At 62.1% G+C, this 24,453-nt stretch carries 19 protein-coding genes; 15 read left to right on the top strand and 4 right to left on the bottom strand.

Features of this window, described 5'->3' with window-relative positions; translation table 11 throughout:
- Positions 1-2 precede the first annotated feature (2 nt).
- The 11 genes from KPB06_RS24985 to tssJ all read left to right on the top strand — a co-directional run bounded on the left by KPB06_RS24985 (position 3) and on the right by tssJ (position 15,804).
- Entirely contained in the window at positions 3-2,651 is a 2,649-nt protein-coding gene (locus KPB06_RS24985; RefSeq protein ID WP_179231765.1) for a glycoside hydrolase family 19 protein, read from the top strand.
- Entirely contained in the window at positions 2,648-3,097 is a 450-nt protein-coding gene (locus KPB06_RS24990) for a hypothetical protein (RefSeq protein WP_143328748.1), read from the top strand. The genes KPB06_RS24985 and KPB06_RS24990 overlap by 4 nt, the downstream gene beginning before the upstream one ends.
- A gap of 354 nt (positions 3,098-3,451) precedes the next feature.
- Complete coding sequence (locus KPB06_RS24995) at positions 3,452-4,141, top strand: hypothetical protein (protein ID WP_124657252.1); 690 nt, start codon at positions 3,452-3,454, stop codon at positions 4,139-4,141.
- Between the two features lie 615 nt (positions 4,142-4,756).
- Entirely contained in the window at positions 4,757-5,284 is a 528-nt protein-coding gene (locus KPB06_RS25000; RefSeq protein ID WP_155753800.1) for a hypothetical protein, read from the top strand.
- Positions 5,285-5,425: 141 nt separating this feature from the next.
- Entirely contained in the window at positions 5,426-5,683 is a 258-nt protein-coding gene (locus tag KPB06_RS25005; RefSeq protein WP_081066514.1) for a PAAR domain-containing protein, read from the top strand.
- Positions 5,684-5,686: 3 nt separating this feature from the next.
- Positions 5,687-6,925, top strand: coding sequence for a hypothetical protein (locus KPB06_RS25010; RefSeq protein ID WP_081068165.1), 1,239 nt, complete (start codon positions 5,687-5,689; stop codon positions 6,923-6,925).
- Positions 6,922-10,734 (top strand): ImcF-related family protein, encoded by a 3,813-nt coding sequence (locus KPB06_RS25015; RefSeq protein ID WP_059608795.1) that lies wholly within the window; start codon positions 6,922-6,924, stop codon positions 10,732-10,734. The genes KPB06_RS25010 and KPB06_RS25015 overlap by 4 nt, the downstream gene beginning before the upstream one ends.
- An 8-nt stretch (positions 10,735-10,742) precedes the next feature.
- The gene (tssA, locus tag KPB06_RS25020; protein WP_059573735.1) at positions 10,743-12,326 is read left to right on the top strand and encodes a type VI secretion system protein TssA; all 1,584 of its coding nucleotides are present in this window, start codon (positions 10,743-10,745) and stop codon (positions 12,324-12,326) included.
- 10 nt (positions 12,327-12,336) lie between these two features.
- Entirely contained in the window at positions 12,337-14,151 is a 1,815-nt protein-coding gene (tssF, locus tag KPB06_RS25025) for a type VI secretion system baseplate subunit TssF (protein ID WP_059573736.1), read from the top strand.
- 65 nt (positions 14,152-14,216) lie between these two features.
- Positions 14,217-15,272 (top strand): type VI secretion system baseplate subunit TssG, encoded by a 1,056-nt coding sequence (gene tssG, locus KPB06_RS25030; RefSeq protein WP_226094229.1) that lies wholly within the window; start codon positions 14,217-14,219, stop codon positions 15,270-15,272.
- 13 nt (positions 15,273-15,285) lie between these two features.
- Positions 15,286-15,804, top strand: a complete 519-nt coding sequence (gene tssJ / locus KPB06_RS25035) for a type VI secretion system lipoprotein TssJ (protein ID WP_059573737.1) — start codon at positions 15,286-15,288, stop codon at positions 15,802-15,804.
- A gap of 106 nt (positions 15,805-15,910) precedes the next feature.
- Here tssJ and catC read toward each other — a convergent pair whose 3' ends face one another.
- The 3 genes from catC to KPB06_RS25050 are packed head-to-tail and all read right to left on the bottom strand — an operon-like array spanning position 15,911 to position 18,312.
- Positions 15,911-16,201, bottom strand: coding sequence for a muconolactone Delta-isomerase (catC, locus tag KPB06_RS25040; RefSeq protein WP_059573738.1), 291 nt, complete (start codon positions 16,199-16,201; stop codon positions 15,911-15,913).
- Positions 16,202-16,244: 43 nt separating this feature from the next.
- On the bottom strand, positions 16,245-17,147 hold the full coding sequence (gene catA / locus KPB06_RS25045) for a catechol 1,2-dioxygenase (RefSeq protein WP_059573739.1): 903 nt from the start codon (positions 17,145-17,147) through the stop codon (positions 16,245-16,247).
- Positions 17,148-17,178: 31 nt separating this feature from the next.
- Positions 17,179-18,312 carry a muconate/chloromuconate family cycloisomerase gene (locus KPB06_RS25050; RefSeq protein ID WP_275905958.1) on the bottom strand — a complete coding sequence of 378 codons (1,134 nt, stop codon included), beginning with the start codon at positions 18,310-18,312 and terminating at the stop codon, positions 17,179-17,181.
- A 91-nt stretch (positions 18,313-18,403) separates the two neighbouring features.
- Between KPB06_RS25050 and KPB06_RS25055 the strand changes: the two genes are divergently transcribed.
- The 3 genes from KPB06_RS25055 to KPB06_RS25065 all read left to right on the top strand — a co-directional run bounded on the left by KPB06_RS25055 (position 18,404) and on the right by KPB06_RS25065 (position 21,730).
- The gene (locus KPB06_RS25055) at positions 18,404-19,294 is read left to right on the top strand and encodes a LysR family transcriptional regulator (RefSeq protein WP_059573741.1); all 891 of its coding nucleotides are present in this window, start codon (positions 18,404-18,406) and stop codon (positions 19,292-19,294) included.
- Between the two features lie 347 nt (positions 19,295-19,641).
- Entirely contained in the window at positions 19,642-21,315 is a 1,674-nt protein-coding gene (locus KPB06_RS25060; RefSeq protein WP_059573742.1) for a methyl-accepting chemotaxis protein, read from the top strand.
- A gap of 118 nt (positions 21,316-21,433) precedes the next feature.
- Complete coding sequence (locus KPB06_RS25065; RefSeq protein ID WP_226288546.1) at positions 21,434-21,730, top strand: hypothetical protein; 297 nt, start codon at positions 21,434-21,436, stop codon at positions 21,728-21,730.
- 261 nt (positions 21,731-21,991) lie between these two features.
- Here the strand turns inward: KPB06_RS25065 and andR are convergent, their stop codons facing one another.
- Positions 21,992-22,954, bottom strand: coding sequence for an anthranilate 1,2-dioxygenase regulatory protein AndR (gene andR / locus KPB06_RS25070; protein WP_059573743.1), 963 nt, complete (start codon positions 22,952-22,954; stop codon positions 21,992-21,994).
- Between the two features lie 213 nt (positions 22,955-23,167).
- Between andR and andAc the strand changes: the two genes are divergently transcribed.
- Positions 23,168-24,439: an anthranilate 1,2-dioxygenase large subunit AndAc gene (gene andAc / locus KPB06_RS25075; RefSeq protein WP_034174903.1), complete on the top strand. Its 1,272-nt coding sequence runs from the start codon at positions 23,168-23,170 to the stop codon at positions 24,437-24,439.
- Positions 24,440-24,453: the final 14 nt, after the last annotated feature.

Here is a 24,453-nt window from a genome sequence, read left to right on the forward strand (position 1 = left end):
CCATGGCGACCAAACGCACATCGAAAAATGCGCCGAAGCGAGCGACGCCGCCCAAGTCAACGCCGACGCCTGCTAAGCCTGCTCTGAAGAAACTGTCATTCGCATTTCCGTTCTTGCGTAAAGGCAATGGCGTGTCCGATGCGTCAACCCGATTCACCGATGAGCACGATATCTATCGGCTGCTGGCCGAGCGTGAACCGTCCGGCACCTATCTTTCGAGCAGCAACGGCATGTGGCACGGCGGCATCCATATCGCGGAGGCCGGTGCGGGCCAGTCGCTGGACCTCGACGGGGGATTGCGCTGTATCGCCGACGGTATGCTGATTGCGTTTCGCGCCAACAAGACCTATCCGGTCAGCGAAATGGCGGCTGCCGATAGTGGCGCGCCGTATGAAGCGCCGTATAGCACGGGCTTCGCGCTGGTGCGGCATACGATGGAGTTCCCGCGGGATACCAAGCTGACGTTCTACAGCTTGTATATGCACCTGATGTCCTGGGAGGACTACGCAAATTTCCCGAAACGGGAGAAGCCGTCGTATTGGCCGCGGCAATGGCGGGTGACGCAGTATGCGCAGGATAAACCGGTGTCGGGAAAAAACGGACAGGCTGTCGATCCGGCGCAGCAGGGGTTGCGAGTCCGCAAGGTTTCGAACGGCGCCCCTATTGGCATCGTGCCTCAGGGGACCAGCGTCGGCATCGGGAAAATTGAGACGAAGCACGGGAAGGTGTGGGGGCAACTGACGGATCTACACGGGGCATCGCTGTATCCGCAACACGCGGGCGGTTATGTCGAGCCGTCGAGTGCGATCGGTGGGTGGGTTTTCCTCGGCCAGGAAAATGGCGGGCCGGTTGCCGAGGAGGCTGTTGAGGACGCGATGTTCGATCGGGTTGTCGTGGTAACGGATCAAGCCAAGCCTGGCGACACACCCGGCATTCCAATCAAGGCGGGGGATCTGATCGGACACCTGGGGCGATACGACTCGTTGAATCAACGTAGCTCGGGCGTTCGAATGGCGCACGTCGAGGTTTTCTGTGATGACAGCATCCGGCCGTTCCTCGAGCAAGGGCGTGCATGGGTTAGCCAACATGGTTCGCGCAAGGAGGACTGGGCCGAGCTCGGGCTTCCGTCGGAACCGACCATTCTGCGAATCGAGCCGGGTACGGTGCTGTATCAGCGTACGCCGAACAACGAATTTGTACAGGGCGCGGATCCGCAATCGCGAAAAACAGACCGTGTGCAGGTGTACTCGCTCGCCGAGCTGGCGCGTGATTCAACACGGCGTGTTCCGGTGCCCGGACCGAATCCCGATCCAGGATACCCGGTGAGTTGGTGGCATGTCGACGGCGTAAACGCCCACGGGCACGCGATTGAAGGCTGGGTGTGCGATTTCAACTTCGCTGGCGGGCGAGTGACCCGCGAGTTCGCACAGAAGTGGATCGATTTCGAGTGTTTGGCAGATACCCACGATCCGGCACATACGATTTTTGCGACGACGCAATCATGGATTGATTACGCGAGCGGTGCGAATGCGCCTGATCTCGCATCGTGTTCGAAGCTCAGTCCGTTGATGCTCAAGGTATACGACGCACTGTACAAGAGGGGTGATGGTAGCCGCGCGGCTGACGAGCTTTGCACGTTGTCGACAGGCGAACGGGATGGATATCCGTGGTTGATGCAAGCGGCGTCGCGACTGATCGTCAAGCACGAGAGCGAGTGGGCGAATCCGTCGAAGTGGAAGCAGTTGATCGCCGAGTTGGAGAAGCAGACGGGGCCTAAGCCGCAGCATGAGGAAGAGCAGAAGCGGATTGAGAAGTTGGCGTGGTGGGATGAGGTGGGGGCTGGGGTGCCGGGCTTCCCGGGGGCGAGTGTCTATCACGTCAATCCAATCTCACTAGCCGCCAATTTCGAGTCAAAGTTTAAATTTACGCTGCCAATGCTTCAGCATATTTTTCCAGGAGCGAACATTGGAACACTGCAAGCGGTTATGGACGAGTTAAATGGCAATATAGAGTTATTCAAGTTGGACAATTATCTCCGGCGAGAGCATTTCTTTGCCCAGATTCGTCGCGAATCGGGTCCGTCATTGGTTGTCCACGACGGCGAGAGTTTGAATTATCCACCTTCCAGGCTGATCGAGAAATTCAGCTATTTCAAGCGCCATCCCGCTGAAGCAGAACAATATGGGCGTACGAGCAGTCACCCCGCTGATCAAGAGGCGATAGCAAATCGAGCGTATGAAAAAAGAAATGGCAACGGTGCATTTTCAAGCGGGGACGGGTGGAAGTATCGGGGGCGAGGTTTGATACAGATTACTGGGCGTAGGCAGTATGAAAAATTTAACGAATGGCATAGAGAAAATTCGCAAGGGTGGCCTAGTGAGGCGTCACTGAATTTTGTGGAAAATTTTGAATTGGTCGGTCAAGCTAAATATGCAACTAGATCGGCCGCCGGATATTGGGTTGATAATCGGTTGTATGAGGTTGCCGATCATGGTGACGCGAACGACGATGTAGACAACGTAACTAGAGTTATAAATCCTGGTCTTTTTAGTCATCGCCCTGGCCAGCCAATTTCTGATGAAAATATGTCGGATATTGTTGATCGGAGAAATAATTTCATATCTATTCATGGCTGGCAGGGGTTGAGATGACAAATGGGAAATTTACTTTTGCAATTCTCTTGTGCGTGGCGAAAATTAACGTGGCCGGCGCTGGAGTCGGCGCGGCGAGAGATGAAGAAACTCTGTGTCGAGTAGATGAGGATATTTATTTTAGCTGTCCGCTTGTAAACAAAAAAGTAATTTCAATTTGCGCGAAGAATAATTATAGGCCCGGAAAAGGATATATAAAATATCGATATGGGAAGAAGGATAATTTCTTCGAGATTCCGGAGGGGTATATTGGTTCAAGTAATTTATTTTCAATATCCGATGTTTCGGAAGGCAGTATTCGTGGTCTTCATTTAAAAATAACAAATGGAGCTTACGTGTATGTTGTATCTTCTGTTTGGCCGGGGGGGGGTGTACGTTTCGCGAAATGGAAGGGTGATTATGGATCAAGAGTGTCGGTCATCGAAGTACAAAAACTTCTCGGATGATGTGTCGGATGGGGTGAGGCGGGTATTACCTTCTGAAGTTGATGTGCATTAGTCAATATTCGAGAGTGTCTTCGTGAAAGTGATCTCAAAGGAGCTTTCCTTAGTATCGTTAATTATTTTTAATGGCGTAGCTTCTGCTGCGAACACAGATTGTAGTCGATGCAATAGGACGGCGCATCTCGGAGGTCTCCCGGCGGAGTAATTTATGAACATCCTTAGGATGGTCTTCCTGATTTCTCAATGGGGGTGTAGATGATTAAGGGCTATGTTTTTGGATGTGCTCTTATTGTAAGTTGTTCTGTATATGCGAAGGGGGTGTGTTCGGATGTGCGCGGGGAGAAAATATACTCGCCCTTGAAGATCAAAGAGGGAGTTGTTTGCTTTGTCCGGAAGGCGATATTGGATGATAAAACAAAGTCACCAGTCGGGCTTGATGGAATTTCCCTATTTTATATCAAAAGCGGAGGTGTTCCGGTCGAGGCTGAAGGACGAGGTCTGCTTTACGACGATACGCCTGGTGAAATCGTTGATGCTTTTTTATTGCGGGGCGGTCGTGATCGTCGGGAAAAGATATATGTGATTCATTATTTTGACGTTCGAAATTCGCTTGTTGAGAAAAACTCGTCCGGAAAATTTTATTCAGTCTACGTCTTTGAGTCGGTTGGGGGTGTTTTGCGCCAAGATGAGCGTGCTACCGACTGGTTTGGGGCTAACTACAGTTGGCTGTCTGATGGGGAGAGGGTGGTTTATAGGTTTCCGTATCAATATAGAAAAGATGTTGAGTCGGTGGTTAATTCGCCCCTCGCTTTGCTAATGGAGGGGGCTGATGGTGTTCGTGCAAAGGTCAAGAGAAAGGCTTACCTATTTAATGAGTCACGTACCAGTGCTAAGACAAATAAATATCTGATTGCCGGCGATCGAGTGGTGGTTGAAAGGACTACTGCGGGATGGTGCAAAATTGACTATCGTGGAAGCAAGGTGCCGATAAAAATGTGGTTGATTTGTGCTGCGCTTGATGTTGGGGCCGGAGTGGATGTGAATTGATACCTTTTTCATATGGTCGCGCATCATGAAATTGAAGTGCATTTTTTCATTTATGGAATTTTCGCATTGGCGGTCAATTTATGTGCGTCTGCTTTCTTTCTTGAAAAATGAAGAATAAGTGCTGTTTGGTTAAGTGGATCGGTCGCTCGGATACGGATTTATGCGTTAAGTGATAAGAAATGCTAGCGCTGGATATCGAGATGGCTTTTTTCGGCAAGTCCGGGATAGTGTTTTTTCTGCGAAGTAGTCGCGGTCAGAGTTGCATCAGGGTAAAGGGTGGCTGTCTGGGGAGGGAGTGGGTGCTTTTCGAGAATTAATAGAAGAAGGAGATCAATTGATTTTTGGCTCACACAGTATTTTGGCTGACGTATTTAAGGCGGTTTTCGTGTTCGGTGTTGGAGGCTGCGCATATGCAGATGAAGTCACGTTGTGTCAGCCGCACGAGGAAATTTACTTCAGCTGTTCAAGTGACAGTCCCGATTGTTGATGGTGTAGATAATTAATAGTTGCGCCATCCGTGGTTCGATCGTTTGGCGTCTCTGTCGAATTGAAAATTTATAAAATGCTTGATCGCTGGTTTTGATGTGAATTGGTAAATGCTTGGGGATGCCTTGTGTGAAAACGATCTCAAAGGTGGGTGTCTTGGTGTTGTTAACTATTTGTAATAGTGTGGCCTCTGCTGCAAGCGAAGATTATCTATATGCGGGGAGTCTCTGTCATTATGGTGAAGTCGAGTACTTTAATTGCAAATTACAGGACTCAAAGAAGATTGCATCGGTTTGTGCGTCTAACAACTCGTCACCCGATCATGGATATGTGCAATATCGCTTTGGGACACAGAGTAATATTGAATACAAGTACCCTGGCGAACTCTTACACCCGCGCGGAAGAATTTCGATCATTGATGTCTCAAGGCTCTCTGAAGGCTTAGGTAGTCATCTAAAGTTTACGAGCGGGCCCTACACCTACGTAGTCTCAAATGCGCTCGTGCCTGGGGAGATTTATGTTTCTAAAAATGGGAAACTGGTATTCGATCAGATTTGCGAAGGCAATGCATATATCCCATTCGATAAAGCTGTTCGAAGTGGTGTGGAATATGGGGTCGTGGATAACACCGATAAGCTTGATCATCATGGAAAGTAGAGGTGGGGAATCTATGTTTTGATTATTTTAAATCGATGTTAGAGGTCGCGAGATGTTGGAGTTTCATGCTGCGGAAACGTACGGACATGTCCGAAGCCGGTTGGGTCGATGGTTGTTGAATATTCACGAGGAAAAGCGTAAATGAAAAATCTCGCATACGAAGGTGACGCAACGACCCACGGCGGCCGGGTCCTGACTGGCTCCGATCGCATCAAGGTGAAAGGACGCCGCGCAGCCCGTATTGGCGACAAAGTCTCATGCCCGATCCATGGCGACAATGAAATCGTCGAAGGCAGCAGCAGGATGAAGGACGGTACGACACAGCTATCGCGCGACGGTGATCGCACACGGTGCGGAGCCGTTCTGATCGCGCCGTCCAGCGGAGCGCGGGTCCGGTAAGCAATGCCCATCGACTTCAATCGTGTGCCGCCGCGCGTGAAGGTGCCGGCTGCGCCCCGGGTCTCGGCGCTCGTCTGGACGATTTTGCTGGTACTCGTAATGGGAGCGGGAGCCGGACTGACGATCGCGCTCTGGTCGACGGACCGCCCTGCGAACACGCCATGGTTCTGGTTTTGCGTCGCGGGTTACCCATTTCTGGCATGGGCATTCCTGCTGTTTGCGTGGCTCGGATACGGCTATGCCTGTCGCAATCAGGCGATTGCGACCAATCGCGTGAGCGATGACGCAGAACAGGCGTGCCACGCAATGGCAGCCATACCTTTGACGATCGTAGGTCATGCTTGGTGCGTCTCCACGAACGATTCCGAAAACTCACTCCAACAGATACTGACGGGAGTCGAAGGAACGAAATCGCGACCAAGCGATGCAGTGGCGGATAGAGAAGTCAATGCACGCTGGCTCAACCTTCCGGATATTCGTTTCTATCCGGGTAACGAAATCTCGGAATATGTTCGCCATCGTTCGGTTTGTACATGGCTGCTCGAGCGCCTGATAGACGGCCTGCTGCCGCAGCTCCGCGCGCTGCCACGGGGAACGAGACTCTACGTCGAACTGAGTCACCAATCGTGGCTCGAGCACGAGGTCGTCGGGACTCAGATATTGAATCTACTCGCTGAACAAGCCCCTGCATTGAACGTGGAGATGGGAGCCAGCGAACCCGCGCTCACGGTCTTCAAAGCGGATGCCTGGCACGACGACCGAGACGCCGGGAGCGCCCACCTTCTGGTCGCCGTCGAGCTTCGCAATGCAATCAGCTCGGTACTGTCCGACGGCGTTGCGGAGGCAGGCGTCGCGCTGCTGGTCAAGCGTTCGCGCCCCGAGTCGTCGCCGATGTCCGCCGGACTTCTTTTGCATCGGCCTGCCAAAGGCTCGCTCGCTTCTCCTGCCGCAACACTCGAGCTTGCTGCACGGTGGGGACAAACTCCGTCCGACCGTCTGCGTACGGTATGGACGCATGGCCTGGTCGGCGACGGTATCGGTAGCGTTCGCCAAGCGGCGCCGTTGCCGGACGACGCATGCTGGATCGCGCTCGAGACAGCGGTGGGCGACTGTTCGGGCGCAGGGCCCTGGTTGGCCGTGGCCCTCGCTGCAGAAGCGGCCCGGACGACGGGCGATCCGCAATTGGTGCTTTGTGGCGAAGATGAGGAACTTTTCGCACTCGTATGCAGAAAACGGACATGAACGACAAAAGCGAGAACAAAACACGATCGGCCGGTTTCTTCATTGGCGTCGCGGCCGTCATCGTATTCCTGGCACTCAGTATCGCAGTGTGGGTGGAGGGGCCTCGTCGCGGGTGGTCGCGCGAAATCCTGATCATCGGCCAGCTTGCGTTGGCATGTGCGTTGCTGCTGGCAATCCTGGCGGTCAAGTTCTTCGAGTGGGTATTGCTGAAGATTGCGGTGTTGAGGGCGTCCAGATGGTTCGCTCGTTTCGATGCCGAAAAGCGCGCCGAATCCGGCGAGCGCAACGATCCGAACCTGTCACCAGGACAGATCAATCGCGCTGCTGCGCTTCGCGAGGTTCTGCGTAACCGCTACGGCTGGCGTTGGGGCTATCGTGACCGCTGGCTGCTTGTCGCCGGAGACACGCCTCTCGTCAGGCGTCTCGCGCCCGAACTGGCCGACATCGGGTACATCGTTCTCGGTAACACGGTCGTGTTGCATGCAAACCAGACCCGCGACCAACTCGACACCGAATGGCTGGATCAAATCCGCCGACTGCGGCGGCGCCGTCCGATCGATGCGATCGTAGCGGTTACCCGCAACCGTAGCGCCGCGAATACTGCGTTCGACACTGATGAGCTCGCTACGCGTCTAGCGCGCCATGCGCGCGCGCTACGCTGGGCCGCGCCCGCTTACCTTCTGAATGTCACGGATTTCGGTAGCGAGTGGCTGGATCCAGACGAAGCCATCGGCTTGACGTGGGCCAACACGTCGATGAGCGGAGAAGCGATCGATGTATCGCTGCGGAACCTCGCCGGCAACCTCGCGGATGCGGGTGTCGCGCGCCTCGCCGCGGATGCCCGCGATCGTTATCCCGCGGAATTGTCCCAGCATGTTTCAAGGCTGCACGAGGCGCTGTCGAACTTGGTGCGGCAAGCGTCTGAATCCAGTATCTGGAGGCATGCGGTTCACGGTCTGATGTTTGCGCCGCTGTTCAAGGAGCGTGACGTGATGTCGCCGGATTCCAGTATCGAGAACGGCGACGATACGCCCGACAATCCCCACCACCGCACCATCTGGCAAACCGTCGCCGCCCACAGCCGCAACGTACACGGCCGCCGCATCGGCTTTTCGCTATCGACCACGGCGGCGTGGATGGCGACCGTGCTGATCGGCTGCTGGCTCGTCGGCACGATGCTGTCCGGGTTCGGCAACCGTGCAACGATCTCGGGTACAACGGATACGGTTGCGAAGCTCACTGGCGCCTTGAACCCGGCACAGTCGCTGCAAACGCTCACCGACCTCGATCGCCAGATCGACACGCTCGAAATCCGTCAGCGCACCGGCGCGCCGTTGATTGCCCGTTTCGGCCTGAATCGCGACGAAGCGTTGCTCGACGCCCTTTGGCCGCACTACGCCGATGCCGCGAACCGTATCCTCATCGGTCCGATCCGCCGGAAGCTCGAGGCAAGACTGCATCAACTCGCGTCGCTGTCCGACGCGGAAATCGCGAGCGGCGGCGAAGCCCAGGTGCAGGCCGCTTACGACACGCTGAAGACGTACCTGATGCTTGCCAGGCCCGAGCGGGCCGTGGCCGCGTTCCTGGCGCCGCAACTCGTCGCGACGTCCGCGCCCGAACGCCCGGCCGGTTCGCAACTGTCGCGCGGCAAATGGGCTGATATGCGTCAGCACGCGATCACGTTCCTTGCCAATCACATCGGGCGCGGAGCCGGAGCGGACCGCACCGCGCCGGCGATCGTGCCGGACGGCGCGCTGATCGCGTCCACCCGCCAGACGATTGTCGGCGTGCGCGGCATTCAGAACTCGGGAGATGCGATCTACCAGCAGATCGTCGACGAAGCGACACCGAAATACCCGCCGCTATCACTCGCGACATTGCTCGGCGACGCGGCGTCGCAATCCTCTGCCGGTGGTGCAACGAGCCGGGGCCTGTTCGGCACGACCGCCACGGTACCCGGCGTATTCACGCGTGCAGCATGGGAAGAGCGCATCTCGAAGGCAATCGACGAAGCCGGCGAACAACGCGATGTGGCGAGCGACTGGGTACTCTCCGACACCAAGGTTGCCAATGCATCTCCGTCGACATTGAAGGCCGAACTGCGTCAGCGCTATTTCGACGATTACGCGCGGGCATGGGGGCTATTCCTCAACAGTCTGCGTTGGCAACCCGCACCTACGCTATCAGCCACGGCCGATCAACTCACGCTGCTGGGCGACCCGCAGCGCTCGCCGCTCGTCGCGCTGATGAATGCGGTCGTCTATCAGGCGGGAACGGGCGCCAACGCACAGTCGCTGTCCGATACGCTGATCAGTAAGGCGCAGCAACTGGTCGGCGCCGACGAGAAAGATCCGTCGAAGCAGGCGAAGCCACCACTTGCGCCGCTCGCGGCCGCGTTCGGACCGATCTTGCGTCTGACCGGCAGCGATCTCGTTTCGGTGGCGCGATCCGGCGGCAAGGGCGTCAGCCCGCCCGCAGCAACCGGCGACCTGAGTCTGGCGCGCTACCTGGAGCGGATCACCGCGATGCGCCTGAAAACGGCTCAGATCGTCTCCAGTCCGGATCCGGACGCGATTGCGCGTCTGGCCGCGCAGTCCGTGCTGCAGGGCAAGACGTCCGATATCGCCGACAGTCGCGATTACGCGAGCCGCGTCGCTGCAAGCCTCGGCGAACAATGGTCCGGATTCGGTGCATTGTTCCGTGCGCCGTTCGATCAGTCTTGGCAAGTCATCGTGCAGCCGGCCGCCGCAAGCCTGAACGAAATCTGGCGTACCGCGATTCTTGCCGACTGGAACAGGACGTTCGGCGGCCGTTATCCGTTCGCGGATTCCGACAACGATGCGTCGCTGCCCGAGATGGCGCGCTTCATGCGTCCGGACAGCGGCGTGGTCGCGCAGTTCGTGACGTCGCAACTGGCCGGTGTCGTCGAACGGCATGGCGATCGGTGGGTGGCCTCGCAGGGCGCGGACTCCGGCGCATTGACGATCGATCCGGCTTTCCTGAACGGGCTGAACAAGCTCGCGCGCACGGCGACGGTGCTGTTCCCGTCCGGCGATGCACGGGTGCGCTACGAGCTGAGACCGGAGCCGACGCCGGGCGTCACCGACATGCGATTCGTGCTGTCCGGCCGCGAACTGCATTACTTCAACCAGAAGCAGGAATGGACGCCGTTCGAGTGGCCGGGGCAGTCGCTTGAAAATCTGTCGCACATCGAATGGCAGACGGAGCAAGGCGGCTTGCGCACCGCGCTCGATTCGCAGGGACGCTTCGGTTTCATCCGGCTGCTGGAGCGCGCGAAGGTCAAGCAACAGGACAACGCGCGCTATCTGCTGACCTGGACGCCGGATACGAGCCAGGGTGTTCCGCTCAGGGTGCAATTGCGCAGCGAAGCCGGCGCCGGCCCGCTCGACGTGCTCCAGTTGCGCCATTTCGCGTTGCCGGCACGCGTGTTCGTGACGGCGGCGGCGAACGCAGGGGCGCGGGTTTCGGCGAGCGGTCCGCCGCCGTTGCCGCCGTCGGCGATCGAGGCCGCGAAGCATGCGGCCGTGCCGCTGCCGTCGGGGCTTCCGGGCAGAAGCCCGTTGCCGGATGAAGCGAGGTGGGCGGCGTCGGAGAAGGTATCCGGCCGGAATGCCGATCGCGAACCGGCTCGAGCGTCGGCACGAACGACCACGTCCGTCCCGACGACACGAACGACGCCGCCGAAGCCCTCGATCTCGCCCGTGGTGACGACGTCGGCGCTTTCGGATCCACCCGCCAGCCCGTTCCGGTACGCCCTCACGCTGCTGGGCGACGCATTCGTTTTTTGAGACCAGCGATGACGCTAGCCAATTTTGTGAAGACCCTTGTCGGCGGCACGCGTGCCGATTCGCTCCATCGGGGACGCACGGACACCTGGGCCGCATGGATCGCGCCGATACCGGGCGAGCATGCGTGCGGGCGCGATCCCGGCTACGAAGAAGCGTTCTTCGAAATGAAGGACGAAGCCGGCAAGCTGTCGGGAATCGACGACGGGTTGATCGTCCGCGCGTGCGAACACCTGCTGAAGGAGACGGGAAAGGATTTGCGCGTGGCCGGCTACTACGCGTTCGCGCGCCTGCGGCAGGACGGCCCGGCCGGTTTCGCCGACGGGCTCGAACTGGCCGCCGCGCTCGTCGACCGGTTCGGCGAGGCGCTGTTGCCCGCCCGCCACGAAGCGAGGAAAGCCGCGCTGGACATGCTCGCCACCGCGCGTGTGATCGACGCGCTGGACCGCCACGGCGATTTCGCGCCGGCCGATCTCGAGCGTGCGCTTGCCGCACTCGGCGTGCTCGTGACGTGCACGCAGGCGTGGCCCGACGCCGCCCGTCCGAATTTGCAGCCGCTCGTGTCGCGCTTCGATAAAAAGGAAGCACCGGCGCACGGGGCCGATTCCGGCACGGCAGTGCCGCCGGCCAGTGCGCCGGGCAAAATTTCAGCCGGCTCGATCGCGTCGACGCGCGACTTGCTCGATCAGGCACGTGCGATGTCGACGTGGCTGCGGGATCAGGAAAACGGCTACCTGCCTTCGGTACGCGTCGCGCGAAGCATTCGTTGGGACACGCTGCACGACGTGCCGCCGGCGGATGCCGCGTCGCATACGCGTCTGGCGCCCCCACGCGCGGAGTTGCGCCAGCAGATGAAGCGCCTCGTGCTGCAGAAGCACTGGCACGAGTTGCTGGAGCGGGTCGAAGGCGCATTCATGGAGGGCGCGAATCACCTGTGGTTCGATCTGCAGTACTTCCAGCATGTGGCGCTCGATCACGTCGGTACGCCGTACGGCGCGTGGCGAGCATTGCTGCGCGCCGATTTCGCGCTATTCCTCGAACGCTTGCCCGGCATCGAACGGCTGGCGTTCAGCGACGGCACGCCCTTCGCCGACGACACGACACTCGAATGGATTGCCCGGCACGCGGTCGTGCGCGACCTGGAGGCGGGAGAGGCCGTTGCGCCGCTGCCGGTCTCCGCGGATAGCGAAAGCGACTCAACCGGCGACTGGCCGGAGATCGAAGCCCAGGCCCGCGAACTGGTGGGGCGTGAGGGTATCGAGGCGGCGTTCGCGTGGCTCGAAGCGCTGCCCGGCATGAAAACCGATCGACATCGCTACTTGCAGCGGCTCGTGATGGCCCGGTTGGCCGACCACGTCGGCCGTCACGATGCAGCGCTCGCGCTCCTGGTCGAACTCGACGCCACGTCCCGCTCGCTGCCACTGATGCGCTGGGAGCCGGCGCTGACGTTCGAGGTCAAGCAACAACTGGTCAACGCATTGAAAGCGACGAGCAGCCGCAAGGATGCCGACAAGCCTGCGCTCGCGCGCCGGATCGGCGAACTGCATGCGGAACTCACGGTACTCGATCCCGCGCGCGCATTGACTCTTTCGTAATGGATTTTTCATGGACAACGACGATCCCATCCTGCGCTACTACGAAGCGGAAATGCGTTACTTGCGCGAGTCCGGCAAGGAATTCGCGAAGGCGCACCCCGATCGGGCGCGCCTGCTCAATCTGGACCGCGTCGGCGATCGCGATCCGTACGTCGAGCGCCTTTTCGAGGGCTTCGCGTTCCTGACGGGCCGGCTACGGCAGAAACTCGACGACGAATTGCCGGAGTTGACCGAAGGGCTCGTCAGCCTGTTGTGGCCGCACTATCTGCGGATGATTCCTTCGCTGTCGATCGTCGAGCTGACGCCGTTCGCGGAGACGCTTCAGAAAACGATCGTCGTGCCTGCCGGCGTGCCGGTGCGTTCCGCGCCGATCAACGTGCCGTCTGCGAGCGGCGCGGAAGGCGTGGCGCCGCGGACGGTGCAATGTCTGTATCGGACGACGCAGGCCGTTGCGCTGCAGCCGGTCTCGATCACGCATGCCGGGCCGGCCGTGCGTCACGACGGCCGTTCGGTGATCCGCCTGCGCTTCGCGTTGCACGGCTCGGCGCTGCGCAAGGAGACGGATCTGTCGCGGCTGCGGCTGCACCTGAACGCCGATCTGCCGACCGCATTCGCGATGCATCTTGCGTTGACGCGCCAGGTCGATGCGATTCACTGGCGCGTTCCGGAAATACGCGACGGAGAAGCCGTGCCGCTGCCGGGCGTCACGATCGAGCCGGCCGGCTTTTCGACGGAAGAACGGCTGTGGCCCAAAGCCGATGCGGCATTCTCCGGATATCAGCTGCTGCTCGAATACTTCACGTTCCGCGAGAAGTTTCTGTTCGTCGATCTGTGCGGGCTGGACATCTCCACGCTTCCGGAAACATCGACCCGCTTCGAGCTGGAGATGGTCCTCAAGGACGCCTATCCGTCGGACCAGCGCTTCAACGCGGAAAACGTGCGGCTGTTCTGCTCGCCGGTGATCAACCTGTTCGAACTCGATGCCGAGCCGATCGAGATCGATCATCACGAAACCGAATATCGCGTGGTGCCGGCCGGCCATCAGGGCGAGCATGTCGAGACGTATTCGGTCGATGCAGTCGCGACGTTCGATCACGATACGGCCGAGCGATACGAATACGTGCCGTTCGCGACGTTCCGGCACCGCGGCGGCATGCTGCGGCACGAGGCGCCGGAGCGCTATTTCCACACGCGCGTGCGTTCGGGCGTATCGGGGTTGCACGAAATGTGGGTGATCCTCGGCGGGCACGCGTGGGAGTCGATGGACACGCTGCCCGAGGAAAGCCTGTCGCTGCGCGTGACGGGGACGAACGGGCTGCTGCCGCGCAAGGGGCTGCGCGAGGCGAGCCTCGACGAGCTGGCGGCCAGCACGCCGAACGTCGGGGGTGTGCGCAATCTCGTCGCGCCGACGTTGCCGCTGTATCCGCCGACCGAAGACCGCTTCCAGTGGCGCGTGCTGTCGCATCTCGCGCCGAATTTCCTGTCGATGATGAACGCGGAGGTATTGCGCGGCGCGTTGGCGCTGTACGACTGGACGAACGAGGAGCTGAACCGGCGGCGGCTCGCCGGCATCCTGCATGTGTCGCAGGACATGCTGGAAGAAGTATCGGGCGGCGCGGTGGAACGCGGTGTGCTGATCGAGATCACGCTCGATTCGCACGCGTTCTCCGGCGAAGGCGACGTGATGCTGTTCGGCGAGCTGCTGCATCGGTTCTTCGGCGCGTATGCGGAGATCAATCTGTTCACGAAGCTGGCGATCGTCAGCCTGCCGTCCCGGTCGCGGACGGAGTGGCCGCGCAGCAAGGCTCGGCGGGCGCCGCTATGACGGCTTCGATCGATCGGACGGTGGCCGAAGCTGCCGCGTCGAAGGGGGTGCCGACGGTTGTCGGGATGCTGTTCCAGCGAGCGCCGAAGATGACGTTCATGCAGTTCTGTCGGCTGCTGGAGGCGTGTACGCCCGAACGCGCCGGATTCGGTACGCGCGATACGCCGGAGCACGAGCCGGTGCGGTTCCGGCCGCGTCCGCGGTTGGGGTTTCCGGCGGGCGAGATGGCCGCGGTCGAATTCGACGACGAGCACCCCGAGGCACCGCCGACCGTGCGCACGACGTTCATGGGGCTTTACGGCGTCGATGCGGCGATGCCGTCGCACATGATCGACGAGATCGTACTGCGGGAGGAAGGGCATGAGGCGGTCGAGGCGTTTCTCGATCCGTTCAACCACCGGGTGGCGACGCTGCTGTATCGCGCATGGAAGAAATATCGTTATCCGGAGCGTTTCCAGGTCGGCGGAGTCGACGATTATTCGCGCAGCCTGTTGTGTCTCGCCGGATTCGGATGGGGCGACAAGCCCTTGCGTGCGGGTTTGCCGGATTCCCGGATGCTTGCCCTGCTGGGGCTGCTGATCCAGCGGACACGCACGTCGGAAGGGCTGGCCGGCGTGGTGGCGCTCGCCGCGCCGGGAGCCGATGTTCGGGTGGACGAATTCTGGGCGGTGACGACGAGTAGCGGTCGGCCAAAGCCGTTGACGTCGGCGAAGCCGGATGCGGACGCGCTGTCGGACGGGAAGCGCGGCGGGCTCGGCGGCGGTTACGTGCTCGGCAGGCGTCTCGCGTATCGCAGCCGCGCGGTGCGCGTGACATTGCGGCCGGTCGACGAACGGCAGGCTCAGGACCTGTTGCCCGGTGCGTGGCTGCATCGAGAGGTGATGGCATTCATCCAGCTGTATGTCGGCGTCAAGGCCGATGTGCATTTGCGGATGGAAGTGTCGTCAAGGTTCGTTCCGCATCCGACCGTCGGCGTCGAACATGCCGGCCCGGCGCCGCGTCTCGGCTGGACGACGGTGCTGCCGTCGGTCGATGAACGCATGATCGGCATCGCGCTTGGCGTGTACGAGGCGTTCCCCGTACCGCAACCCAACCCGCATCTCGTGCCGCGCACGATCTGATTCCGGAGTTCCCATGTTCTATCGAATGAGTGCGGCTACCGCCGTCGCCGTCTTGCTGCTGTCAGGTTGCGGTGCCTGGCAGTCCGTGTCGGACGCGTCGTCGAATGCGTATCGCGCCGTGTTTTTCAAGCAGGTGAAGGTGCTTGACGTCGATCTGGTCGCCCGTGCCGAACTGAACCCCGACGACGCAGGGCGGCCGACGTCGGTGGCCGTTCGCGTCTACCAGTTGAAGGACCGCAAGATGTTCGACGGAGCATCGTACGACGATCTGTTGAAGAACGACCGGACGGTGCTTGCTCAGGATCTGCAGGCCGATATGTCGGCCGTCGTGAACCCCGGAGCTTCGTCGAGCTTGTCTCAACCGATGCAACGCGAGACGGAGTATGTGGCGATCGTCGCGTTGTATCGCGTCCCGGACGCAGCCGGCGGCTGGAAGCGCGTCATCGAGAAAAGGAAGCTCGATCCGCACAAGCCGCTACGCGTCGGTTTGACATCGACCGGATTGCAGATGGCGGGGGATAGGCCGAAGTGATCGCACTGCTGTCGGGGGCGCGAAAGAGACCGCGCTGACGCAGGCGACTTGAACTGAAAATGCGGCCCATGCGCCGGTTGCCCGGCGATGATGGGCCGCAAGGGCATCACCGATCGTCGTCCCGTACTGAAGACGGATGCCGGCACAGCGCCCGCACGTCCATCTCCATGTACGGAAACAGCGGCAACTGGCTCAGCACGTCGTGCAGTTGCTGCACGCTCTCGACGTCGAAAATGCTGACGTTCGCATACTGCCCTGCGATGCGCCACAGATGGCGCCAGACGCCTTCGTTCATCAGCCGCTGGCACATCGCCTTTTCCTCGGCCTTCAGCGTGGCCGCCTTGACCGGGTCCATGTCCGCCGGCAGGCGAACGGTCATTTCCACATGAAACAGCATCCTGCACTCCTTGCGTTGTCGATTCGTCGAACGGGAAGGGCGCTCACGCCTGCGCGCGGGCCCGCTCGACTTCGCTGCCCGGCACGTCCTGCTTTTCCTTGACCAGCGAGAAGTCGAAGTCGATCAGCGCGAACTGTCCGTCGACGCCGTACGGCTTGCCTTCCGCGCCCTCCGCCTGCCGCACCGGCGGGATCAGCCCGTCGCGCGTCGCGAACGCGAAGTCGTCCCACAGATGCGGATCGCCATCGATGTTGATCTGCGTCGTCAGCTTACGATAACCGTCCGCCGAAACGAAGAAGTGAATGTGCGCCGGACGATGGCCGTGGCGGCCGAGCTGGTCGAGCAGTTGCTCGGTCTTGCTGCCCGGCGGCACGCTGTAGCCGACCGGCAGCACGCTGCGGAAGCTGTAGCGGCCTTCGGTATCGGTGCGGATCGAGCGGCGCAGGTTGAACGCGGGCTGCGACGGGTCGAAGTACGAGTAATTGCCCAGATGGTTCGCATGCCACACCTCGACCAGCGCGTTCGCGAGCGGCGCGCCATGCTCGCCGAGCACCTGGCCGCGCATGATCAGCGTCTGGCCCGGATCGGTGCCGTCGTCGAGGCGCGCATGGCCGACCGATTCCGGCGCGCCGGCGACATACAGCGGGCCTTCGATCGTGCGCGGCGTGCCGCCCTGGATGCCGGCCTTTTCCTCGGCTTCGTCCATCCGCACGTCGAGGAAGCGCTCGAGGCCAAGGCCTGCGGCGATCAGCCCGAATTCGCGGCCGGCTTCGTTCAGGAAGTTGAGCGCCGTCCAGAATTCGCTCGGCTGCACGTCGAAGTCCTCGATCGTGTAGCAGATGTCCTTCACGATCCGGTTGACGATCGCGCGCACGCGCGGGTTGCCGGGCTTCTCGGCCGCGTCGTCGAAGGTCTTCAGCAGGGCGTCGATGGCTTGCTTGTTCATCTGTGTCTCCGGTTTCGGTTGTCGTGTGGGGTCAGCGGGCGCCGCGTCGCATCCGTTCGATGCGGGCCCAGTCGAAGGTGATGCCGAGGCCGGGCGCGGCCGGCAGATGCAGCTTGAAATCCTGGTAGCGCAGCGGCTCGACGAGAATCTCCTCGGTGAGCAGCAGCGGGCCGAACAGTTCGGTGCCCCATTTCAGCGAGTCGAACGTGCTGAACAACTGGGCGGACGCCATCGTGCCGGCCGCGCCTTCGAGCATCGTGCCGCCGTACAGCTCGATGCCGGCGGCCGCGGCGATCGACGCGACGCTCGCCGCGCCCTGCAGGCCGCCCGATTGCGCGATCTTCACCGCGAACACGTCGGCCGCGCGATCCTGCGCGAGCGCGAACGCATCGACGGGGCCGTGCAGCGCCTCGTCGGCCATGATCGGCACCTGCGCGAGCTGCGTGAGGCGTTTCAGCCCCGCGCGATTGGTCGCGGCGATCGGCTGCTCGACGAGGCTCACGCCGGCGTCGGCGAGCCGCGCGCCGGCCCAGATCGCATCGGTTTCGCTCCAGGCCTGGTTCACGTCGACGCGCACGTCGCCGCGCTCGCCGAGCGCGCGCTTGATCGCGACGACGTGCGCCACGTCGTCGGCGACCGCGTTCGAGCCGATCTTCAGCTTGAACGCGCGATGGCGGCGTGCGTCGAGCATCGCTTCGGCTTCCGCGATGTCACGTTGGGTATCGCCGCTCGCGAGCGTCCACGCGACATCGACCGCATCGGTCCGGCGCCCGCCGAACAGCTCGCACAGCGGCACGCCCAGGCGCCGCGCCTGCGCGTCGAACAGCGCGGTCTCGAGCGCGCACTTCGCGAAGCGGTTGCCCTGGAACAGCTTGCGCGCACGCGCCATCGCGGCGCCGGGGCGCGTCGCGTCCATGCCCAGCAGCAGCGGCGCGAAGTAGGTATCGATGTTGACCTTGATGCTTTCGGGGCTCTCCTCGCCATAGGCGAGCCCGCCGATGGTCGTCGCCTCGCCGACGCCTTCGATACCGTCCGTGCATCGAACGCGGACGAGCACGAGCGCCTGGCAATTCATCGTCGCGACCGACAATTTGTGGGGCCGGATCGTCGGCACGTCGACCAGCAGCGTCTCGATGCGTTCGATGGTGGCGGTAGTTGCTATCATGCGATTCCTCCTGTTGGTGCACATGGTAGGAATTCCCGCCCCGCGTCGTCCAACACTCTTTCCGACTACTTCCATACCTTTGAGGCATGAAATGGAATTGCGTCAGCTCCGTTACTTCATCGCCGTCGCCGAGGAAATGAACATCACACGGGCCGCGGAGCGGCTGCACATGACGCAGCCGCCGCTGAGCCGCCAGCTCCAGGCGATCGAGGAGGAGATCGGGCTGCCGCTGTTCGAGCGCGGCGCGCGGCCGTTGAAACTGACCGATGCCGGGCGCGTGTTCCATGCGCAGGCGAAACGTCTCGTCGATCAGGCCGACGAATTGGGGCCGCTGACGCGGCGGCTCGCGCAACTGTCGGAGCGGATCGTGATCGGTTTCGTGCCGTCGACGCTGTACGGCGCGCTGCCGGACGTGATCCGCGCGTTTCGCGAGGCGCAGCCGGACGTCGAGCTGTCGCTGATCGAAATGTTCACGCTCGAACAGCTCGGCGCGCTGAAGGGCGGGCGGATCGACGTGGGGTTCGGCCGCTTGCGCTTCGACGACGACCAACTGGTGCGCGAGGCGTTGATCGAGGAAAAGCTGATCGCGGCGCTGCCGCTCGGGCATCGGCTCGCCGATCCGGCCCGGCCGCTGACGCTCGCGGATCTCGCGGACGAGACGATGATCGTCTACCCGAGCACGCCGCGGCCGAGCTTCGCCGATCAGCAGTTGTCGGCGCTGCGCGACGGCGCGGTCGTGCCGGCGGCCGTGCACGAGGTGCGCGAGTTGCAGACGGCGCTTGGGCTCGTGGCGGCGCAGGTGGGCGTGTCGCTGGTGCCGGAAAGCGTGGAGGGCGTGCGCGTGAAGGGGGTGGTTTACCGGCGGCTGCCAGAGCCGGCCGCGACGTCACCGATCATCATGAGCCGCCGGCTGCACGGTGAGAGCGCGGCCACGGCGGCGTTCTGTGCGATTGCACGGCAGATGTTCGTGCCGGTGACGTGACCTGACTCGAGCACGAATCGCAGCTAACGGCCTATTTCGACGCGCTCCTCCGAGGGGGAATCGGGCTTGTCGCCGCGGCTTCGTGCCGTCGAGCTGGCGCCGGCCGCCCTATTAATGAGATAACTGGTCGGCGAAACAAGCGTCTCTCAGGCTGCACTCAATTTAATGTATTAAAAAATAAACGTAATAATGAGATAATGGGTGGCGACGCATATTGATTCTTGCTGTGTGTGGTTTTAATTGTTGCAATATCGAATCATAAATAATCTGATTTTCTCCCCGTAAACCAGGGTCATGAAGCGGCACTTTTCATTCATTGCCGACCTGGAAAACCGGAGGGGAACGAGGTGAGTCGATTTGCGAAAAGCATAAAGTTCAGGATTTTTGCCACCCTTGCGGTGTGCGTCGCGTTGATGGTCGCAATTGGCACGTTCGGTGTATTCGGTCTGTCCAGACTGAATTCGAATCTCCATCGCGCCTATACGGGCAATACGGTGCCGATCGTCGAATTGACGGAAATCAGCGCGCTCGCGTTCAACATACGGTTGCAAATGCGCCGGCTGCAGGCCGAGCATGACCCCGCGCTCATGCGCAGCGCGGTCGACGACATTCGCACGCAACAAAGCCGTCTCGATACGATCTGGGGCCGTTATTACGGGGAATCGATCACGAGCGACAAGGAACGCATCATCGCCGAGCGCATCCGGAGCGTGCTGCCGCAGTTCCGGGCCGGGGTGAACGACGTGGCCGCGGCGATGAACGGCGGCGATCACGACGCGGCCAGGGCGGTGATCGAGCGATTGTCGCCGACCGCGAACCTGCTCAGGCAGGCGCTCGAGGACGACATCGCGCTGAACGTCGAGCAGGCGAAATCGTTCGTCGACGACAGCGAATCGACCTTCCGCAACATTTTGTGGATCGCGATCGGCCTGATCGGTGTCGGTCTGCTGGTCGCGGTGTGGGCGTCGGCGCATCTGCTGCGGCATATCTCGACGCCGCTCGGCAAGGCCGTGGGCGTGGCCGACGAAATCGCGGGCGGCCGGCTGGACAACCGGATCGACATCGACTCGCACGACGAATTCGGCCAGTTGCTTGGCGCGCTGGAGACGATGGACCGGCAGCTCGGCACGACGGTGCGCGGCATCAAGCGCAGCGCGGAATCGGTGGCGATCGCGTCGCACCAGATCGCGAGCGGCAATGCCGATCTGTCGGCTCGCACGGAGGAGCAGGCCGCGTCCCTCGAGGAAACCGCGTCGAGCATGACGCAACTGACCGAGACGGTGAAGCAGAACGCCGACAACGCGCAGCAGGCCAATACGCTCGCGACGCGCGCGACCGGAATGGCCGACGCCGGCCACGACGCCGTGCAGCACATGGTCGCGACGATCGAGCAGATCAGCAGCAGCTCCAGCCGGGTGTCCGACATCACGGGCGTCATCGAGGGAATCGCGTTCCAGACCAACATTCTCGCGCTCAATGCGGCGGTGGAAGCGGCGCGCGCGGGCGAACAGGGGCGTGGTTTCGCGGTGGTCGCGAGCGAAGTGCGCAACCTCGCGCAACGCTCCGCGAGCGCCGCGAAGGAGATCAAGGAACTGATCGGCGCGTCGGTGTCGATGATCCATGACAGCGCGCAGCAGGCCGCGGACGTCGGCGCGACGATGGGGCAGGTGAAGCAGGCGATCAAGCAGGTGTCCGACATCGTCGCCGAAATCGCGGCCGCGTCGCGGGAGCAGAGCCAGGGAATCGAGCAGGTCAACGTGGCGATCGGGCAGATGGAGGGCGTGACGCAGCAGAATGCGGCGCTCGTCGAGCAGGCGGCCGCGGCGTCGCATTCGCTCGAGGAGCAGGCCGGCCATTTGCAGGCGGCGATGTCGGCGTTCCGGCTGGCGGAGGCCTCCCCGGACGAGCCCGCCGCGCCGGCGGTTGCGCCTGCGGCGCGGGTGCAGCCTCCGGCGGCGGCGCGGCCGCCGAGCGTGCCGGTAGCGGCAGCGGGCGGGGCCGCCGAGTGGCACGCGTTTTGAACGCCACGCGGTCCGCGCTTGTGGCGACGTGCTTGCCGGTGCGCCAGACACGCCGGCGCGCGCGTTCGCCGTTCACTTTCACGATCCGTCCGCGGCGATGCGGGCGGTGGATCTGTTCATGACGCTCATGACGAACCCGACTCAGGCAGTACTGACGCTCGACGCGCTCGTCGACACGTGCGCGCGTTTCGATCCGTCCGACGCGGATCAGCGGCTGATCGTGCGCACGATGGTCGTGCCGATGCTGGCGCGGCGGCTGAAATGGCTGGAATTGCTGCTGCGCGCGTGCCCGCATAGCCCCGCCACGCGGGCGATGTTCGAACAGGTGGAACGCGCGCTGGCCTGCGCGTCGTCGCGACTGGATGGCCCGCGATTGCCGCCCGCGGGCGCTGCCGACACAGCGCAACCGGCATGACCGGCGCAAACGGCGCAGGCATGGGCACCAGCGGCACTAACCGCTGACGCCGCTGACGCCGCTGACGCCGCTGACGCCGCTCGCGCTGCGCGCGCCATCGCAGCAACCGGTGCCGGAGACGGCCGCAGCCACCGAAGCGGTCGGCGCCGCGCGGTACCGCAATGATCGTCGGCCCGCTTGTCGCCGTGCGCGCGTGCCATGCAACAGGCAACCGCCCGTGCTGCCGCGGGCGCGTCCGCCCGAAAACGCGCGGACGTGCGCTCAGCGCAGCCCGTCGAGCGTCTCCGACGGCGATTCGCCGAACTTTTCCCGATACGCGATCGCGAACCGCCCGAGATGGGTAAACCCGCAGTCGAGCGCGATATCGGCGATCCGCCGGTTGGATGCCGCGCCGCGCAGCAGTTCGCGCGCGTGCGCGAGCCGCGTCGCGCGCAGGTATTGCATCGGGCTCATGCCGCGAAATTGCAGGAACGCGTCGCGCAGCGTCCGTTCGGGCACGTTGGCGGCCTGGACGATATCGGCGAGCTGCAGCGGCTGCGCGTAATGCGCATCGACGAACTCCTGCGCGCGCCGCACGAAGCCCGGCGCCGGGTCGCGGTGCGATGCGTGCGGCACGGACGACGGCGGATGGCCTTCGATCAGCAGGTCGATCAGCAGATGCTCGAGCTGCGACGCGACCCGCGGGTTCGCGTTCGCGCGTTCGAGCAGCTCGGGCGAGCGCGCGACGAGCATCAACTGCTGGCGCCACGCGGCGAGCGCGGCGTCGCTGACGTGCAGCACGGGATCGAGCGTCGCGCGCGGGTCGCCGGTCAGCGAGCCGACGGTCGCCGCGTCGATGCGCAGCACGAATTGTTCGCAATCGGCCGACAGCACCGCGTCGAAGCGCTCGCCGGGCGCGCACAGCACGCCGGTCTGGCCGTCGACGCCGAGCCGACGCCCCATCGCATGGACTTCCGCGTGCCCGGACAGGCAGAACATCAGCAGGTAATAGCCGTCGACTGCGTCGACCTGCACGCGCATCGCGTCGCCGAACGCGATCGTGCCGATCCCGAGCCCGCCCAGCCTGACGAAATCCATGTGCGATGCCCCGTGCACGCGGCCGTTCGGCAGCAGCGCGTGCGGCTGCATCACGCGCGAGATCCGCTCGCGAGTCTCGTCGAGATCGCGGGATTCGAACAGCCGGTGCGCGCGCAGCGCGAGCGGCTCGAACGACGTTGGGGACATGGGCTTCAGCCTTGGTATGGACGGCACGCGCTTCGATCCGGCGAACGGGGGCGCGATCGTGCGCCAGCCGCGTGTGCCGTCATGCTAGCGCAGAAATCCGCCGAAAGTGGATATTGCGCCGCCGCAATCGCACTTTCCGGATAGACGCCGAATATTAGCTTTTCAAAAATCGGCTCCATGCATTCAACGCAACGGATCGACAAGGAGTCCGACATGGAGCAGACAGAATCGCCCGTCGTTTTCGCCGCACGCGGCGACGCATCCGACGTGACTTTCCCGCACGACGACGGCTCGCGCGTGCCGTACAAGGTGTTCAGCTCGCGGGCGGTCTACGATCGCGAGCAGGAACGCATCTTCCGCGGGCCGACGTGGAATTTCGTCGCGCTCGAAGCGGAAATCCCGAACGCCGGCGACTTCAAGAGCACGTTCGTCGGCGACACGCCCGTGGTCGTCACGCGCACCGAGGACGGCGCGCTGTCCGCATGGGTGAACCGCTGCGCGCACCGCGGCGCGCAGGTGTGCCGCAAGTCGCGCGGCAACGCGAGTTCGCACACGTGCGTCTATCACCAGTGGAGCTTCGACAACCAGGGCAACCTGCTCGGCGTGCCGTTCCGGCGCGGCCAGAAGGGGATGACCGGGATGCCGGCCGATTTCGATCCGAAGCAGCACGGGCTGCGCAAGCTGCGCGTCGACAGCTATCGCGGGCTCGTGTTCGCGACCTTCAGCGACGAGGTCGCGCCGCTGCCCGACTATCTCGGCGAGCAGATGCGCCCGTGGATCGACCGGATCTTCCACAAGCCGATCGAGTATCTCGGTTGCACGCGCCAGTATTCGAAGTCGAACTGGAAGCTGTACATGGAGAACGTGAAGGACCCGTATCACGCGAGCATGCTGCACCTGTTCCATACGACCTTCAACATCTTCCGCGTCGGGATGAAGGCGCGCTCGATTCCCGATGCGAACCACGGGCTGCACAGCATCATCACGGTGACGAAGACGGGCGACGATACGTCGGCCGCGTACAAGCAGCAGAACATCCGTTCGTTCGACGAGGGCTTCCATCTGGAAGACGAGTCGATCCTCGATCTCGTGTCGGAATACGACGAGGACTGCACGAACCATATCCAGCCGATCTTCCCGCAGCTCGTGATCCAGCAGATCCACAACACGCTGGTCGCGCGGCAGATCTTGCCGAAGGGGCCGGACAACTTCGAGCTGATCTTCCACTTCTTCGGCTATGCGGACGACACGCCCGAGCTGCGCGCGCTGCGCATCAAGCAGGCGAACCTGGTCGGGCCGGCCGGCTACATCTCGATGGAAGACACGGAGGCGACCGAGCTCGTGCAGCGCGGCACGGTGCGCGATGCCGACGCGACGTCGGTGATCGAGATGTCGCGCGGCAATCCGGACCAGCAGGACACGGTGATCACCGAGAGCCTGATCCGCAAGTTCTGGGTCGGCTATCAGAAGCTGATGGGCTATTGAGGCGGGAGCAAGAA

It is taken from the genome of Burkholderia semiarida (assembly GCF_029268935.1).
GTDB lineage: Bacteria > Pseudomonadota > Gammaproteobacteria > Burkholderiales > Burkholderiaceae > Burkholderia > Burkholderia semiarida.

Excerpts from the sequence above, each read along its gene's own strand:
- KPB06_RS24985 (WP_179231765.1), top strand. The coding sequence starts at position 3 with ATGGCGACCAAACGCACATCGAAAAATGCGCCGAAGCGAGCGACGCCG.
- KPB06_RS24990 (WP_143328748.1), top strand. The coding sequence starts at position 2,648 with ATGACAAATGGGAAATTTACTTTTGCAATTCTCTTGTGCGTGGCGAAA.
- KPB06_RS25005 (WP_081066514.1), top strand. The coding sequence starts at position 5,426 with ATGAAAAATCTCGCATACGAAGGTGACGCAACGACCCACGGCGGCCGG.
- KPB06_RS25010 (WP_081068165.1), top strand. The coding sequence starts at position 5,687 with ATGCCCATCGACTTCAATCGTGTGCCGCCGCGCGTGAAGGTGCCGGCT.
- KPB06_RS25015 (WP_059608795.1), top strand. The coding sequence starts at position 6,922 with ATGAACGACAAAAGCGAGAACAAAACACGATCGGCCGGTTTCTTCATT.
- tssA (WP_059573735.1), top strand. The coding sequence starts at position 10,743 with ATGACGCTAGCCAATTTTGTGAAGACCCTTGTCGGCGGCACGCGTGCC.
- tssF (WP_059573736.1), top strand. The coding sequence starts at position 12,337 with ATGGACAACGACGATCCCATCCTGCGCTACTACGAAGCGGAAATGCGT.
- tssG (WP_226094229.1), top strand. The coding sequence starts at position 14,217 with ATGCTGTTCCAGCGAGCGCCGAAGATGACGTTCATGCAGTTCTGTCGG.
- tssJ (WP_059573737.1), top strand. The coding sequence starts at position 15,286 with ATGTTCTATCGAATGAGTGCGGCTACCGCCGTCGCCGTCTTGCTGCTG.
- catC (WP_059573738.1), bottom strand. The coding sequence starts at position 16,201 with ATGCTGTTTCATGTGGAAATGACCGTTCGCCTGCCGGCGGACATGGAC.
- catA (WP_059573739.1), bottom strand. The coding sequence starts at position 17,147 with ATGAACAAGCAAGCCATCGACGCCCTGCTGAAGACCTTCGACGACGCG.
- KPB06_RS25050 (WP_275905958.1), bottom strand. The coding sequence starts at position 18,312 with ATGATAGCAACTACCGCCACCATCGAACGCATCGAGACGCTGCTGGTC.
- KPB06_RS25055 (WP_059573741.1), top strand. The coding sequence starts at position 18,404 with ATGGAATTGCGTCAGCTCCGTTACTTCATCGCCGTCGCCGAGGAAATG.
- KPB06_RS25065 (WP_226288546.1), top strand. The coding sequence starts at position 21,434 with ATGACGCTCATGACGAACCCGACTCAGGCAGTACTGACGCTCGACGCG.
- andR (WP_059573743.1), bottom strand. The coding sequence starts at position 22,954 with ATGTCCCCAACGTCGTTCGAGCCGCTCGCGCTGCGCGCGCACCGGCTG.
- andAc (WP_034174903.1), top strand. The coding sequence starts at position 23,168 with ATGGAGCAGACAGAATCGCCCGTCGTTTTCGCCGCACGCGGCGACGCA.